Genomic DNA, 15355 nt, shown 5'->3' on the forward strand with positions numbered 1-15355 from the left:
GTCATTATTTTGAATCCAGATAATTTTTCAGGTCAGAAATATTTTTAATCTTAAGTTCCTGTGCCTGCTTTCTTCGCATCATCAAAGCGTAAGCATTATTAAATCCAAGGGGTTTCAGCCATTCGATTCCATATTGTTTCTGGAATTCCGAATTGACGTAATCAAACGTTTTTTCGGGGCTTTTAGAAACCTCTTCAATCATTTTTGCGGAAGGTTTAAGTAAAACCAAAAGTCCGGTTCCTGTATATTCAGGATAAAAATCTATGGCATCATTCATTAAAGCATCAAAGCAAATTTTCGTTCCGCCGAGACCTGTTTTGGTTTCCACTTTATAATCGGTATAGCCTTCAATGAGCATTTTGTAAATTTCGGTAAGAATATACTGTTCACCAAAAATTTTCGACCCTATTTTTATGGTTTGGGAATTTCCTTTGCGTGGATCTTTATATAAATTCATTTGTATTAAAAAATCTCTGGCAATTTTATCGGGAGTTTGTTTGAGATAATCTGCTTTATAATTCAGGTCCGTCATGATTGAATCATTGAATTTCCCTGAAACAAGATTCAATGTTTTTTGTAATTCGGGAAACTTTGCCAATGTTTTTGTTTTGATCACCGGAGCGGCAAAATAAGGAGGAAAAATCTTCTTATCATCCTGTAAAACATATAAATCAAAAGCCTTGATTCTGCCATCTGTAGAGTATCCGCTGATCAGATCCAATTCTTTTTCATATGCTGCCTTATACATAATGGCATCACTGACAACCAGGGGATGTGCATCGAGGCCGTATACCGAACGAAGTCCCAGATCACCGTCCTGTCGTCCCATAAATTCGGGCGTAAAACCAGCCTTAAGTTTATGACCCGAAGCGGAAGTCAAGAGATAAACACCACCCAGGATCAATATGATAACAGGAACAATATATTTTAGTTTCTTTACGGACCGATAGCTCAATTTCTGTAAAACTGCGATGGTCTGATCCAAAAAAATCGCCAATAAAGCCGCCGGAATTGCTCCGGCCAGAATCATATTTGTATTATTAAGTGAAATGCCGCCAAAAATAAATTCACCCAAACCGCCAGCCGCAACAAACGAGGCTAATGTTGCCACCCCAACATTGATGACCGCCGCGGTTCTGATCCCGGCAATAATTACCGGCATTGCTAAAGGAAGTTCCACTTTGAAAAGCCTTTGCGTTCTATTCATTCCCATTGCTTTGGCTGCTTCAATCACCGCTGCATCTACTTCCGTGATTCCTGTATACGTATTTCTGATGATGGGTAAAAGGGCGTAAATAAGCAACGCTACAATAGCCGGAGTAGCTCCGATTCCGAAAGCGGGAATCATAAAACCCAATAAAGCAATACTCGGAATGGTCTGTAAAATCCCTGCTATTCCTAAAACAGAACCTGATAATTTTCTTTTTCTGGCAATTAAAATCCCTAAAGGCACACCGATAATGATGGCCAGAAAAAGAGACAAAAAAGTAAGTCCCAGATGCTGAACAACCTGTGTGAACAGTTTCTCATGCTGTTCGGTAATAAATTGCCAAAAACTTTGCTCGCTCATATAGTCTGGAATTTTCGATATTCATTAAAAGCTTTGACCAGATCTTCATAATCTTCGGAAAGTGAATAATCTGCACTCAATCGTTGCAACGCGTTCCACACAACTGTATTTTCTGAAAACTGAAGATCTTCATACAGGCGACCGCCTTTAAAATGTGATTTCACATCTTTCAGTGTGGCTACTTTGTACTCCAGTAAAAGCCTGTTTTTGGCAAAAAAACTTTTAACAAAATCATTTTCAGGGTGGTACAACATCTCTTTTGGTGTTCCCGTCTGAATAATTTTTCCTTTATCCATGAGACAGATCTTATGACCTAAGTCAAACGCCTCCTGAACATCATGAGTGACGAGAATAATGGTTTTATTTTTAAGCTCTTCCAGCGATTTGAATTCCGAATGAATATCGGCTTTGGTAATAGTATCCAATGCTCCGAATGGTTCATCCATCAATAAAACAGGTGAGGTGGCAATCAACGCCCGGGCAATCCCTACTCTTTGCTGTTGTCCGCCACTCAACTCATTGGGAAACCGGGAAAGCAATTCTTCGGAAAGGTGAAGTTTGTGCAGGAGCTCTAAGGTTCTTTCGGTCGTCCTTTTTTTGCTCCACTTAAGCAAGTCCGGAACAACTGCAATATTCTGCTGAATGGTGTAATGAGGAAACAATCCGGAATGTTGCATAACGAAACCAATTCCCATTCTTACGTCTTCTACTTTTTGTGACTGAATATTTTTACCGTCAATCAAAATATTTCCGGAATCAGCTTCAATCAAGCGGTTGATCATTTTCAACGTTGTTGTTTTTCCACATCCGCTCGTTCCCAGAAGCACCAAAACTTCCTGGTCATTGGCCTGAAAAGAAATGCTATCGACTGCCTTTTTTCCGTTAAAACTTTTTGAAACCGATTCAACTGTAATCATAGGCACAATTTATTCAGCAAGTCTGATTCCGGTAAACTGCCACTGTAAATGGGTCTGGAAGAAATTCCGGTAGGTATTTCTGCTATGCCCCGGAGGAGTAGCTACAGAAGCTCCACGCAGCACCATTTGGTTGACCATAAATTTCCCGTTGTATTCTCCGACAGCTCCTGCCTCTTTTTTATACCCGGGATAAGGAAGATAAGCGGAATTCGTCCACTCCCAACGTTTTCCCCAATCAAGATGTTGCGATGCCACTTCCCATTCTGCTTCGGTGGGCAGGCGTTTTCCTTTCCACGAAGCAAAAGCTGAAGCCTCGAAAAAACTGATATGACAAACAGCTTCGTTTAAATCAACTTCCTGTAAGCCATTTAAAGTATAATTCATCCATTTTCCATCAATATAATGCCAATATAAAGGAGATTTCGCCTTATTTTGCTTTACCCAATCCCAGCCTTCAGCGTGCCAGTGTCTGAAATCATCATAACCTCCGGCTTCTATAAATTCTAAATATTCTTTATTGGTCACCAAATGATTACAGATTTTAAAATCATTCAGATATACTTTATGTCTTCCCAGTTCATTATCAAAACAAAAACCTTCACCCTTAAAACCAATTTCATAAATACCTTCTGAAAAACACAGCATTTCTGCATCTTCATCGTTTCTATTTTGCGAAATACTTTCCCTTTTGTAAGCAGGAAATAATGGATTATGGCCTAAAATGTATTTAATGTCTGTTAATAATAATTCCTGATGCTGCTGTTCGTGGTTTAAACCCAGTTCCAACAAAGATTCCAGCGATTCTGTAAAATATCCGCTCTGAAAGAATTCTTCCATCTTTCGATCTACATATTCACGATATTTAAAAACCTCGGAAACAGAAGGACGGCTCAGGTTCCCTCTGTCTGTACGAATCACACGGGCTCCGATGGTTTCGTAATAACTGTTGAATACAAAATTGTACTGAGGATCAAAAACTTTATAACCCGGAAAATCAGGTTGCAAAATAAATGTTTCAAAAAACCAGGTCGTGTGACCCAAATGCCATTTCGGCGGACTGACATCAACGATTGGTTGAACCACATAATCTTCTATTTCTAAAGGGCGGCAGATTTCAACGGAATGATTCCGGATTTCCGAAAATTTACTCACCAGGTTTTTATGAGGACTTGTTGTTGCAAGCAAGGCATTTTTTTTCATAAAAAAATCATTTTAAGTTATACCATCCAGATAGAATCTACAAACCAGTTTTTAGCATCTTTAATTTCAGTAAGGATATGAAACCCCGAATCTCCTGCCAGTTTTTTGATATCCTGCTCGGAAAATTTCTGAGAAACCTCCATATCAATCAGTTCATTTTCTTTGAAATGAAACAAATGATTATCAACACGAACCTCCTGATCACAAAGGCTTACCAGGAAACTTCTGCAGGCTCCTGAAACCGGATCATACGTCTGATAATGCTGAAACTGTTTCTCATCGAAGTCAGCATTAAGCTCCCGGTTGATTCTTGTAAGAAGATTAAGATTGAATGAAGCGGTAATTCCTGCCGGATCATTGTATGCAGCAAGAATAGTATTCGGATTTTTCTTGAGATCAAAACCTACCAGAAATAAATCGCCGGAATTCAGTTTTCTTTTCACTTCACTACAGAAGTGGACCGCTTCCTCTATTTCCATATTTCCGATATTCCCACCTAAAAAGAGAACCACTTTTTTTCTTTTCGAAATAGCTGTTGCTTTATCGAGCATATCAAAATACTCACCTTGCAAAGGTAAAATCTTGAGTTCGGGCAATTTTTTATTCAGATTTTCCTGCAAAACCGAAAGAATATTTCCTGAGATATCTATAGGCATATAGGTAAAATCTGTTCCTTTATCCACTAATTTTTTAAGGAGGTATGATGATTTCATGGCATCACCTGCTCCCAACTCAATCAGATCAAAAGATTCATTGATATTGGAAATCGCTTTTGTGAGTTCTTCCGTCTTATTTTGAAATATGTCCAGTTCACAATTGGTAAGGTAATATTCCGGCATCGCCATTATCTGCTGAAACAGTTGATCACCTGTTTTGTCGTAAAAGTATTTTGAAGATAGTTTTTTAGGATAAGCGGCCAGGCCTTTTAAAACATCTGAATAAAAAGTATTGGCACGGTCATTTTTAAGATAACAATCTTGTTTTAACTGCATATTCATAGTTCTTATTTTGTTTTGGATATTAACTAGCTACAACTATCTTGCCGCTATCGGATAAGCTTCCATCAACCTATGAGCTTCTACAATTTCATCTATTTAAAGATAAGGTTTTTTACGGTTTTCATCCTACCACATTTCATTTTATTGATAAAAAAAGGAACAATTCTGAGTCGTCCACCTTTATCAAACCATTTCATGAGCTATTTTCTTTAGTAAAAAACAATTAAAAAAACACTGATCAAATCGTGAAATAAATACTCTTGAGATAGGACAAAGATTATTTTTCTAAAATAAGAAACAAGTATCTTTCCGAAGTCTTTAAATGAGTAATTTAGCATTGGACTAAAACTCGTTAAGATTTCTATGAGAAATATATTCTGTGTATTGCTTTTTTCAATAGTACAACCTGTACTGGCACAAACTAAATTAGAAAAAGCAATTACCAATCTTGAAAAAAATTATGAACAGGAAAAGGTATACTTACTGACCGACAAAACCCAATATGCAGCCGGAGACAAAATCTGGTTCAAAAGCTTTGTCTTTGATGGGTACAACCGTTCTACAATATCGACGACTCTGTTTGTTGAGCTGTACAATTCTGATAAAAAATTAATAGACTGGAAAACGACACTTCTCACCAATGGTGAAGGTAGTGGTGATTTTCTGCTAAAAGAAGATCTTCCTGAACAGGTGTATTTCATAAGGGCCTACACACCTTATATGACTAATTTTAGTGAAGATTTCCAGATTGTGAAAAGTATTCCGGTCTACAATCCTGATTCTGCTGAATCTTTAGTGATTTCCAAAAATTCTGATTGGTCTGTAAAAGCCTTTCCGGAAGGAGGAACTTTCATTAGTGGAACACCAACAAAATTTGCCGTCAGATTATCAGGCGATTCTTCTTTACCGGAAAACTGGACCGGAAAGGTCGTTGATACTGAAAAACCCAATATCGCTATAACAACATTTAAATCTTTTGATAAAAATGTGGCATCCTTTACCATCACTCCTGCTTCAGGAAAAAAATATCAGGTGATTGTTCAGGATAATGCCGGAAAAAATAAAACAACGGATTTACCACAAGTTGCAGACAGTGGCCTTCATTTACAGGTCAGCAGTTCCAATGAAGGGATTAAATACAGCTTAAAAGGGGTTAATCTAAAACAACAACTTCAGAATTATAAAATTATCGGAACTATTAGCAACCACCTGGCTTATAAGGCTCATATCAAGCAGCTGATCAATGAAGCGTCCAGTCTTATTCCTACCAAAATAAGCAATGGTTCTAATGGGATTCTCCAGTTAGCCATTTTTGACGAACAAGATAATCTGGTGGCTCAGAGACTTTGTTTTATAAAACCTAATAATTTAAAGATCGAAAAAGCAGAAATTATAGAGCGAAATATCAAACAGGCACCAAGATCTTTTAATAATATTGACCTTTCTCCGGAGTCCTATTTTAAAAATTACACGGTTTTGGTCAGTGAGGATGACGGCAGCAATAAGCCTGACGAAGAAAATATTCTGAGCGCACTTTGGTTAACGGGAGATTTTACCAGCAAAATAGACAGCCCGGCACAATATTTCTCTGCCAATGCTAATACTGAAGCTTTGGATGCGCTGCTTATTTCTGAAAACTGGAAAAGATTTGACTGGAATACCGTACTTAACGGATCTTTTCCAGCGATCACCACCCGCTCTCAACAATTTCTTTCTTATAAGATAAAGCCAATCAAAAATAATGCACTGATCATTAACGCCAATGTAAATTTAATGGTAAAAATGGGTAAAGAGGAGCCTGCCATTAGCCAGTTTATAACAGATCAGAATGGGTATGTCTATTTGAATAATCTCAACAATGACGAACCTTTGAATGTTTCATTATTTGTAAATTCAGGAAATAAAGACTCCAATAATGATGATCTGTTTGTTACAGCGGAACCTCTGGTGAATCCTACCCCATTTAAAGGCAACTTCCCGGGTACAAAATATAAATTAGTAAAAGCCGATAAAAATAAAGTCCTTCCTCCAGCTATTTCGAAAGCCATCAACACCCAAAAAAATACTAAAAAAATAGAAAATGCTGAGATTCAAATTGAACAGGTAAAATTAGTAGGAAAAAAGAAAGATCCCACAGAAGAGCTAGATAAGCAGCTCTCTACAGGAATGTTTACCTCCGGCAATTCTACCGTTTTTGATTTCGTGAATGAAGATCAACATACTTCAGGATCCATTAATATATTAGACTGGCTTCAGGGAAGAGCTGCGGGTTTGACCTTTCAAAGAAATAGCTCAGGGGTAAACGTACCCTCCATTCGAGGGCAACAGGCCAAGCTCTATCTGGATGAAATGCCCACTGATGTAGATATGATTGCCAACGTTCCTGTAAGCAATATCGCTATGGTAAAAGTTCTTAAAGGAGCAGGCCTGGCAGGGAATGCCGTAGCGGTCTATACCATGAAAGGCAATATGAAATCCAAAAGCAAGGAAAAGGAAATACAAAAGAACAACTCAGCGATCATAAAAGGCTATGATAAACCTTCAGAATTCCTTATTGGAGCCATAGACGAGGATGCAAAAATTGACAATGACACCCGTGAAACCCTTTACTGGAATCCTAATTTATTTGACAGTGATTATGTTCCTCCAAGAATTAAATTTTTCAATAACGACAGTGCTAAACAGTACAAAGTATTGATGATCAGTTTTGATGAAGACGACCATCTTCTTTATGATCAGCAAATCTTTAAATAGTCAAAAAGCCTTTCAATCCTGAAAGGCTTTTTTTGGTGATAAGCCGGAAGCGCGAAGAAGGAATTCAAAAGTTAAAGAATAACTTTTCGTCTTTCTTAAGGTAATGTAATATTACAAAGACGATAAGTACTGATAATTAAAAGTAACTTCCAGCCTTCTTCGCCCAACTCCCAGCCATTTTCCTTAGCTCCTCACTACCCCCGCTACGGTACGAATCCTTTCATATGGTTTTAGTATTAAAATCAAATCTTTCAAAAACAACAAATGATCTAAAAGCCCTTTTCTTTAGAATAATCTATTGCGCTGCTGTATCCATAATCTTCAGTACAAAAAACCAACCTGTTTTTACAGGATTTTAATGTAGATACCAATCATCTGGCTTCAATCCCCAACACATTCTTCAAACTTCTAATTTAAAGCCACTTAAATAAACAATCGTAGTTCTACTACAATTTTTCAGATTTAATATTATTTTACATTTTGTAATCTATTTTTTATCTAAATTCGGTGAGATAATACCAAAAAACGCACATCATACTATGAAAAATGCCTCAAATTCTGAGAAAGTTTCAGAAAACCACGTTTCGGGGATCAACCGGGTGGTCAAACTGGAAATTGTGGTTGAGGGCAAGTCTATCAATCACTTCAAACACTTTCGTTTGCAACAGAGTGCAAGAAAGCACCATGACTTTGAACTGGTATTGGCTCATGACTCATTAGGGGAAGTACAAAACCACAACCTTGAGCAGGCCCAAAAATTTTTAGGGAAAAGAATCACCGTTATTTTCAGATATAAAGATTACGAAAATGAAAGCCCGGAAAGAACATTTGTAGGGATCATTACCAAAGTAGCCTTCAGTCAGGAAAAAATGAGTCTCGGAAATATTATTTTAAAAGGGATGAGTCCCACGATTCTGATGGATGCAGCTCCGCATACCCAAAGTTTCGGAGGAAGCCAGACAGTGAATACCAATATTATTGCCAACCAGATTATCAGGGAAACTCTTGGAACCAGTAAATTTGATTTCAGGGTAGATGCTCAGAACAAAAGTTATATCAGCTACAGTGCCCAATACAACGAAACCCATTACAATTACCTGACAAGGATTGCAGAAGCTTACGGAGAACAGTTTTATTATGACGGTGAAATCCTTCATTTCGGAAAGCTTCCCTCTTCTGAAAAACCTATCCAATTGGTATATGGCAGCAATGTCATTGATGTGAATGTGGAGCTGAAAGCCGTTCATACCAAACCGGAATATTTTGGCTATAACAGCAGCAGACATACGAAAATGGTGGGTACTGACGATCGTATCAACCATCCGGGAGAATTATCATCCAAAGCCTATGAACTGAATGATAGTATTTTCACGACACGGTCATTGACTCCGACTCCTATTAATCCCAATGTATTCCTTGATGTTGATGATTCCCAAAAGAGTGCAAGGGGAAGTAAAGCCGTAGAGGTTTTTACCGTTTCTGGACAGACAACAGTTCCGTTCCTATATATCGGTTGTGTAGCAGATTTGGCCATGAGAAAGACCGATAGTAATGAGACCTCCCATTTTACAACGCTGATGATCACAGAAGTCACCCACGAAGTGAATGCAAGAGGATATTATTCCGGAAGCTTTGAAGCCATCGCTGAAGGTACCGGTTTTATGCCAAAACCTGATTTCGAAATGCCTAAAGCAGAGCCGCAGGTAGCGACTGTGATCTCCAATGTAGATCCATTGAATCAGGGCAGAATACAGGTACGGTTTGACTGGCAATTGAACGATACCACCCATTTTATCAGAATGATGAGTCCTGATGCAGGAGGAACAGATGCCGTATCACAAAACAGAGGTTTTGTAGCCGTTCCCGAAATTGGAGATCAGGTCATGGTAGGATTTGAATACCATAATCCCGATTTTCCCTTTGCAATGGGAGGCATGTTCCATGGACAGGTGGGCCTGGGCGGAGGTGTGGACAATCACCTGAAGTCGATACAGACGAGAAGCGGTATTAAGGTTTTAATGAATGATGCGGACAGAAGTGTCACTATTAAAGACCCAAGTGGAAATACCTATTTTATGGATGGACAGGGCAATATCAATGTAACGGCACCAAAGAACATGACTTTCACAGCAGGAGAAGATATGCATATCTCAGTAGGAAGGAATATGACTACCAAAATTGGACAGGACAACACCCTTCATATTGGAAATGATCATACCGAATCGATTACAAAAAGATATACTCAGACCTCTGAGAATAAAATTGTTACCGTAAAGCAGGATCAGACAGAAAGTACAGGCAGCAAATTTAAAAGTATTTCCGGAGAAGCCGATATACAGACCTCTAAAGGCGATTTAAAACTGAGAGGAACCTCATTGGCCGTATTCCAGGGCGGAAAAGATGTTAAAGTAAGTAAAGGTTAAATCTATACGAGAGATGAAAATCAATTTTCATTGCAGCCCTTGAATATGATGATAACCTTAACCATTGAATCCAATCCAAAATAGTAACGCATGGAAGATCAAAAAACTTCAGCGCACGATCAAAAGCTTTCTGAAAAAAGAGCAGAACAACAGAAAAAATCCAGCGAAGATTCTCCCATAGAAAAAAGAGAAATGGTAATGCATGGAGCTACGCTGAAGTGTCCCTATGCCCAGGGGCCGGGAGAACTGAAAGTGACCTCCAACGAAATACAACTTCAGGATCAGCCATTTGCTACAATTGGCGATGGAAATAACATGGTCAACCTTCAGTTTAAAGGAACGTGCGGACATCCCAAATGGCCGGCAAGAAACATGTCTCCCCCACCCTGTATGAGCGTTATAAAATTAACGCCATGGCAAAACCCGGGAACCACTCAAATACAGGAGCAAACCGTTTTGGTAAAAGAATCTTATATCAATTGTGATCCTGAATTTAATTCTGCAACGGCTTCACCGATTCCGAAGGCTGAAAGTATAAAAAGTGAAATTCAAAACAATGATGTTCCTAAAATCCTCGATGCTTATTTCGTAAAATGGGTTTCCGAAAAAGGAACTCCCGTTGAAAAGGAAGAAGAGGTCTTCAACAAAAAACTCGGCAAGAAAGTTACAGTTAAAAAGAAAGTAGAGACCACGAAAATATCTCCGGAAAAAATATCAGAAAGAGGATTGAGCTACCAGGTTGCTTTAATTGTTGAGACAGAAGGCCTCACAGGAAAAAAAATAAAAGTCAAAATTAAAAGTGGTAAAAATAAAGTCTTGTCAGATGTCAATACCGAGGTAAGTTTCATTGATTTAAAAGATGTAGAAAAGGTTACAGAAGCTTCAAAATATGCAGGTATAAAAGCAAAAAGTGAATTTGAAGTAGAAGTTGATAATCTGGCCAATGACTCCAAAATAGAAAATGCGAGTCAATTCAAAAATAAGGCAGTACTCAAGCTGATGCTCAATCAGCGTGCTGATGACTTATCATTCAATTTAGCAAAACTTATAGCCGCAAGCCCTGAAAAAGAAGCATCGGTATATATTGAAGTGACTTCCGATGAACCCAAAGTTGAATATCTGGGTAAACAAGGAAGTGGCAGCTTAAAGAATACCTTTTTAAATGAAGGCGGTCAATATTTTAAAATAAAATACTTTGAACAACCATGGATTGTGAAGGCCCGTGAAGAACAAGAGCTCGGCATTTCAGAAGCCACCCATTGTTCAAAGATCGTAGATGAATATCACGCCATCAACCGGCAGAATAAACCAAAAGAATGTGCTAATACCAGTAATAGCTCATGGTGTGCATCATTTGTAGGCTGGTGTTTGAATAAGAGTGGATATTCGGCCCAATTAGATCCCGGTGCCTATTCATACGGAGAAGAAAAAACCAGATACAGAGCAGGATTTAAGAAAAATCCAACCGATAAGAAAGGACTGGAAAAAGAAGAATTTGGTGACCCGGTATGGGGGAAACTTATAGCCGGTAACCAGCCTTTGCTAGGTTCAATATGTGTTTTGTTAAATAGACACCACGTAAGTATGGCGGTTGGAAAGAGTAATGATGGCAAAACCATATATTATCTGGGTGGAAATCAAGGAAATAAAGTCTGTGTAGGAACTTTCGGGCAAAGAACCTCTTCCCTGTATCCCATAGAATATACTAAAAAGACTGAAGATGATGAATTACCAATTTATTATACAACCAATGAAAAGCTTAGTTACTAGTCTTATCTTATTTTTCTTTATTCCTGTGTGCGGGCAAAAGCCCGTGCATGATAGTTTGAAGGTATATTATCAGGATTCATTGATTATCAGTAAAGATTTTAAGGATGGAGCCGTATCCAATAAGCTTACAGTAAAAGTAACTAATCCTTGTAACGCTGAAAAAACCAGATTTGACGGAGCGGTAACCATCATCAATGCAACGGTTAAAAATAAAAATTACAGCAATAGTATCGTCTATAATTACCCGGATGCACAATCTGGTCTGATCAATGTAAAAGCCGGTAATATCTCCGCTTATAGGGTAGATAAACATCAGGCAATCACGATCCCTTTCACGTATTGCGGGAATTGGGACAATGATACAAAAGTTTCATACATCGTATTGTATAACCGTAAAAAGTATCTGTATCATATCAAATACTATTGTGGTGAAGATGGCAAATGTAAGATCAATGATCATCTGAACACTAAATTAAAAGACCTGCCTTCAAAATTGAAATTAAAAGTGATCAAAGACTTGGAAACAAAATTTAAGAAATCAAATGACTTTTACTAATCAGCTCAAAATAAAATGGTATGAGTGACGAACAAGAAAAAGATAGCTATACGGCTAATCCCGTTCAAAAATCTTATGATCAGCAAGAGCAGAAAGATCATGAAGTGAATGTGGTGAGAATATATTTTGCAAAACAGGTTCCTAAAATGAATTTGGTACCTAAAGAAGAAACATATCCTGTAAAAAGCGGCGGGCTGGTATCTGATGTCAAAAAATTATATGAGAAAGAAGGAAGAAAGAACATCCGGGCCGATAAAGAAGACTCTGTAAGGTTAAAGGCAAAAGAATCGGTAAAAATTACCTGGGATGAAGAAGTACAGGAGGTGAAGGATGGTAAGCCCGTTTTTAATTATGAAAAAATTGATAAAACAGTCATCAAAAAGAAAGTATGGGTAGTAGCAGAATGCCAGGGATTCAGTGGAAAACTTTCTGTTGAGATCCATGAAAATAAATTAAAAAATCCGGAAAATGTATATGATAATCCTGTAAAGTTTTTAGAGGGCGATACAGAAAAGACTGCACTTGAATTTCCTATCAACGGAACTCTGGTGTATGCTAAAGAAATCACAATGCGTCCCAAAAGCGATCAGGATGTAAAGAAACTGGTAGATAAGTTTGTAAAAAGAGAAGATGTAAATGCTTTTTTGTATTTTAAAGCTGAGGTAAAAGATACCCAGGATAAGGCGATATTTCCGGATGACACCCATGAGTTTTTAAATAAAGACGGTGAAAGGTTTGAAATTTCAGGAACTCCTTGCTACTGCAACAGAGATATCACAGTGGATGAGATGATCGATTTGATTTATCATTTAAGAGACAAGCAGAATTACAAATCGAAGAGAGATTCATTTTTTAATGAGGGCAAAGAAAAAATTGCCGCTATTGGTATTACAAGCGGAAAGATCTCTGAAAACAGAGATAAGATCAAGCTATTTACGGATGAAATGAATGCGATGTTTAAGAAATTCAGCATTAAAACATGCAGAAGAAAAATTCATTTCCTGGGGCAGATGTATCTGGAAACCATCAGTTTCACCTATACCTATGAAAGCAGAGATACTGTCCCTGCAAATTATAAAGGCGGCGTCCCTTTCCAGGGAAGAGGAATGAAACAGATCACCCATGATTATAATTATCTGGCCTATTATGACTACGTTAATAAAACGACCCATTATGACACTTATATCAAGTTCAGATCAGGCTATGAAAGCGTTGGCGAATGCGTAGCAAGCAGACCAAAAGCTCAGGAAAAAGGTCTCAATGCAACTTTTTATGAAGAATTAAAGACCTATGCCAAGAACATTTCTGAAAACTTATTCCATGCTTTCAATTCTGCCGGCTGGTTTTCTACCATTCATAAAACCGATACTATTGCTGCGATGGATAATGGATTGGCGGACTCTGATGTTGAGAAGGTAACACAGGCTATTAACGGAGGACAGACCAATATAGCGGAAAGAAAAAATTACACCAAGTGGACCAAAGAATTTTTTAAATATGATACAGAATGCGTAAACAAATAATATACCTGTTTTTCCTCCTTTTCTATTCCCTGCAAAGCTGTCAGAGTCTTTCAGTGAGTAGTGATATTCCGGTGGTACAGAATAATAAAAAAGTAGGATTCATCAATCAGGCAGCTGATGTAAAATGTGAAAGCTGTTATGCTTTAAGAATGGTAAAAGCAAACGGCAAGGATCTTACCTTTAAAGTACCTGTTTCTTTAAATAATATTAATAACAAGAACATTTTCCAGGAGGATTATGAGCTTTTACCTGAACAGTCTGCCAACGGATTGTCGGTCAGATACAACAGTCTTACGACTTCTGATTCCTATATTTTTAAGATTAAAAAAATTAAAAATAATATGGTGCTCACTAAGGTAAGCAAAGTGAGTTCAACAGTTTATCATCATAAAATTGCCAAAGATGACTATGCCGATTACCCAGCCACTTCAATATGTGAAAAAGAGGTCAATTATATATTACCTGATAATCAGGAGATTAATTTGAATCAATATTTTATCAGTGGGGATAAGAATTGTTTTATGTGTCCCTCAAAATACAGTGTAGAGGAATGTTTGGAAAAGAAAAAAACGAATGCCAAATTTAACTGGCAGTAGCAGTCATACAAGGAGTGAAAGATTATGGAGGTAGTATTTCCTATACATGTTAAATTAAATCTTGCCGAAGGAAAAAAATTTTACCGCTTTTCCTATAATGAATATACCACCACCTACGGAGAAACTCACAGAAAGGAGCTCAATAAAGTTTTCCATGTCACAATAAAGCGTTTAGAAGCAGAAAGATTTGAATATCATATTGAAATTTTCGACAGAGTTCACCGGGATAAGGAACTTTCATTATCGGAAAAGGATTTTTTGGACAGAATTGCAGAGATCAATAATGATGTAGTACTCATAACAGACGAATACGGCAGGTTAAAAAACGTACAGGGCCTGAAGATTCTTCAGGATAAAATGGAAAAAATAGTAGAAAAGCTTTCCAGATCCTATGTTGGCAGGCAGGCTGACGATTTTTATCAGTTTTTAAAAACATTTTACCAGGATGAAATGCTGGTGAGTAAAGACTTTTTAAAGAATATTCATTTCGGAATGATCCTGCATAAATTGTACGGAAGGTATGATAAGGAGAATCGGGTAAAGCATAGTGTACGCTACAACAATCTGATGGACAATACCATCATAGATATAGATGAGAGTCTACAAATAGAAGCCATCCGTTATGATGATGAATTATTGCTGCTACAGTACACCGGCAATATCCCTTCAGATAAAAACTGGGAAATGTTCTTTGGAGAAATGAAAAGAAAAGAAATAGCTTACAGTGAAACAGATTTTCCCAAACTGGACAAGTATAAAGGGCAAATGTTATTAGATACCGCTACCAAGGAAGTTCTGGAGCATAAACTTACGATAGAGTTTTCCCTGGGAAACAACTATCAAAAGAAGATCATTTATCATATAAAAGAAATAAGCCATGAAGAATTATAAAAAAACAAGGTGGATGGAAGAAATTTGCCCCCTGCCAGATGAAAAATTCCACAAAGGGTTATTATCCGAATGGCTGAACCTTGCCTCATTGAAGGAAAATAAAACGGAGGACAATCCCCGTCAGGAACTATCAAAAACTCTGTATTAAAAAAAGAAA

General features: G+C 37.6%; 12 protein-coding genes. 8 read left to right on the forward strand and 4 right to left on the reverse strand.

Annotated elements, in window-relative coordinates; translation table 11 throughout:
• Positions 1-4 precede the first annotated feature (4 nt).
• The 4 genes from C1631_RS06070 to egtD are packed head-to-tail and all read right to left on the reverse strand — an operon-like array spanning position 5 to position 4685.
• Positions 5-1570: an ABC transporter permease/substrate-binding protein gene (locus tag C1631_RS06070; RefSeq protein ID WP_109711092.1), complete on the reverse strand. Its 1566-nt coding sequence runs from the start codon at positions 1568-1570 to the stop codon at positions 5-7.
• Entirely contained in the window at positions 1567-2487 is a 921-nt protein-coding gene (locus C1631_RS06075) for an ABC transporter ATP-binding protein (RefSeq protein WP_109711094.1), read from the reverse strand. The genes C1631_RS06070 and C1631_RS06075 overlap by 4 nt, the downstream gene beginning before the upstream one ends.
• Positions 2488-2496: 9 nt before the next feature.
• Positions 2497-3687 carry an ergothioneine biosynthesis protein EgtB gene (egtB, locus tag C1631_RS06080; protein WP_109711096.1) on the reverse strand — a complete coding sequence of 397 codons (1191 nt, stop codon included), beginning with the start codon at positions 3685-3687 and terminating at the stop codon, positions 2497-2499.
• Positions 3688-3704: 17 nt separating this feature from the next.
• Positions 3705-4685 (reverse strand): L-histidine N(alpha)-methyltransferase, encoded by a 981-nt coding sequence (gene egtD / locus C1631_RS06085; RefSeq protein ID WP_109711098.1) that lies wholly within the window; start codon positions 4683-4685, stop codon positions 3705-3707.
• 363 nt (positions 4686-5048) lie between these two features.
• Between egtD and C1631_RS06090 the strand changes: the two genes are divergently transcribed.
• The 8 genes from C1631_RS06090 (at position 5049) to C1631_RS23960 (ending at position 15346) form a co-directional block, all read left to right on the forward strand.
• On the forward strand, positions 5049-7439 hold the full coding sequence (locus C1631_RS06090; RefSeq protein ID WP_109711100.1) for a TonB-dependent receptor plug domain-containing protein: 2391 nt from the start codon (positions 5049-5051) through the stop codon (positions 7437-7439).
• Between the two features lie 539 nt (positions 7440-7978).
• Entirely contained in the window at positions 7979-9862 is a 1884-nt protein-coding gene (locus C1631_RS06095; protein WP_109711102.1) for a type VI secretion system Vgr family protein, read from the forward strand.
• Positions 9863-9952: 90 nt separating this feature from the next.
• Positions 9953-11632: a PAAR-like protein gene (locus C1631_RS06100; protein WP_109711104.1), complete on the forward strand. Its 1680-nt coding sequence runs from the start codon at positions 9953-9955 to the stop codon at positions 11630-11632.
• Positions 11613-12188, forward strand: coding sequence for a hypothetical protein (locus tag C1631_RS06105; RefSeq protein ID WP_109711106.1), 576 nt, complete (start codon positions 11613-11615; stop codon positions 12186-12188). Before C1631_RS06100 ends, C1631_RS06105 begins: the two co-directional genes overlap by 20 nt.
• A gap of 20 nt (positions 12189-12208) precedes the next feature.
• Positions 12209-13711: a hypothetical protein gene (locus C1631_RS06110; RefSeq protein ID WP_103248706.1), complete on the forward strand. Its 1503-nt coding sequence runs from the start codon at positions 12209-12211 to the stop codon at positions 13709-13711.
• The gene (locus C1631_RS06115) at positions 13696-14307 is read left to right on the forward strand and encodes a hypothetical protein (RefSeq protein WP_103248707.1); all 612 of its coding nucleotides are present in this window, start codon (positions 13696-13698) and stop codon (positions 14305-14307) included. Before C1631_RS06110 ends, C1631_RS06115 begins: the two co-directional genes overlap by 16 nt.
• A gap of 24 nt (positions 14308-14331) precedes the next feature.
• Positions 14332-15198 (forward strand): hypothetical protein, encoded by an 867-nt coding sequence (locus C1631_RS06120; protein ID WP_103248708.1) that lies wholly within the window; start codon positions 14332-14334, stop codon positions 15196-15198.
• Positions 15185-15346 (forward strand): hypothetical protein, encoded by a 162-nt coding sequence (locus tag C1631_RS23960; protein WP_165828240.1) that lies wholly within the window; start codon positions 15185-15187, stop codon positions 15344-15346. The genes C1631_RS06120 and C1631_RS23960 overlap by 14 nt, the downstream gene beginning before the upstream one ends.
• The last annotated feature ends 9 nt before the right edge of the window (positions 15347-15355 follow it).

Source organism: Chryseobacterium phosphatilyticum (assembly GCF_002899825.2).
Taxonomy (GTDB): Bacteria; Bacteroidota; Bacteroidia; order Flavobacteriales; family Weeksellaceae; genus Chryseobacterium; species Chryseobacterium phosphatilyticum.

Bases quoted from the DNA above. Each gene is read 5' to 3' on its own strand.
- C1631_RS06100 (WP_109711104.1), top strand. From the start codon at position 9,953: ATGGAAGATCAAAAAACTTCAGCGCACGATCAAAAGCTTTCTGAAAAA.
- C1631_RS06120 (WP_103248708.1), top strand. From the start codon at position 14,332: ATGGAGGTAGTATTTCCTATACATGTTAAATTAAATCTTGCCGAAGGA.
- egtD (WP_109711098.1), bottom strand. From the start codon at position 4,685: ATGAATATGCAGTTAAAACAAGATTGTTATCTTAAAAATGACCGTGCC.
- C1631_RS06075 (WP_109711094.1), bottom strand. From the start codon at position 2,487: ATGATTACAGTTGAATCGGTTTCAAAAAGTTTTAACGGAAAAAAGGCA.
- C1631_RS23960 (WP_165828240.1), top strand. From the start codon at position 15,185: ATGAAGAATTATAAAAAAACAAGGTGGATGGAAGAAATTTGCCCCCTG.
- C1631_RS06110 (WP_103248706.1), top strand. From the start codon at position 12,209: ATGAGTGACGAACAAGAAAAAGATAGCTATACGGCTAATCCCGTTCAA.
- C1631_RS06090 (WP_109711100.1), top strand. From the start codon at position 5,049: ATGAGAAATATATTCTGTGTATTGCTTTTTTCAATAGTACAACCTGTA.
- egtB (WP_109711096.1), bottom strand. From the start codon at position 3,687: ATGAAAAAAAATGCCTTGCTTGCAACAACAAGTCCTCATAAAAACCTG.
- C1631_RS06115 (WP_103248707.1), top strand. From the start codon at position 13,696: ATGCGTAAACAAATAATATACCTGTTTTTCCTCCTTTTCTATTCCCTG.
- C1631_RS06070 (WP_109711092.1), bottom strand. From the start codon at position 1,570: ATGAGCGAGCAAAGTTTTTGGCAATTTATTACCGAACAGCATGAGAAA.
- C1631_RS06105 (WP_109711106.1), top strand. From the start codon at position 11,613: ATGAAAAGCTTAGTTACTAGTCTTATCTTATTTTTCTTTATTCCTGTG.
- C1631_RS06095 (WP_109711102.1), top strand. From the start codon at position 7,979: ATGAAAAATGCCTCAAATTCTGAGAAAGTTTCAGAAAACCACGTTTCG.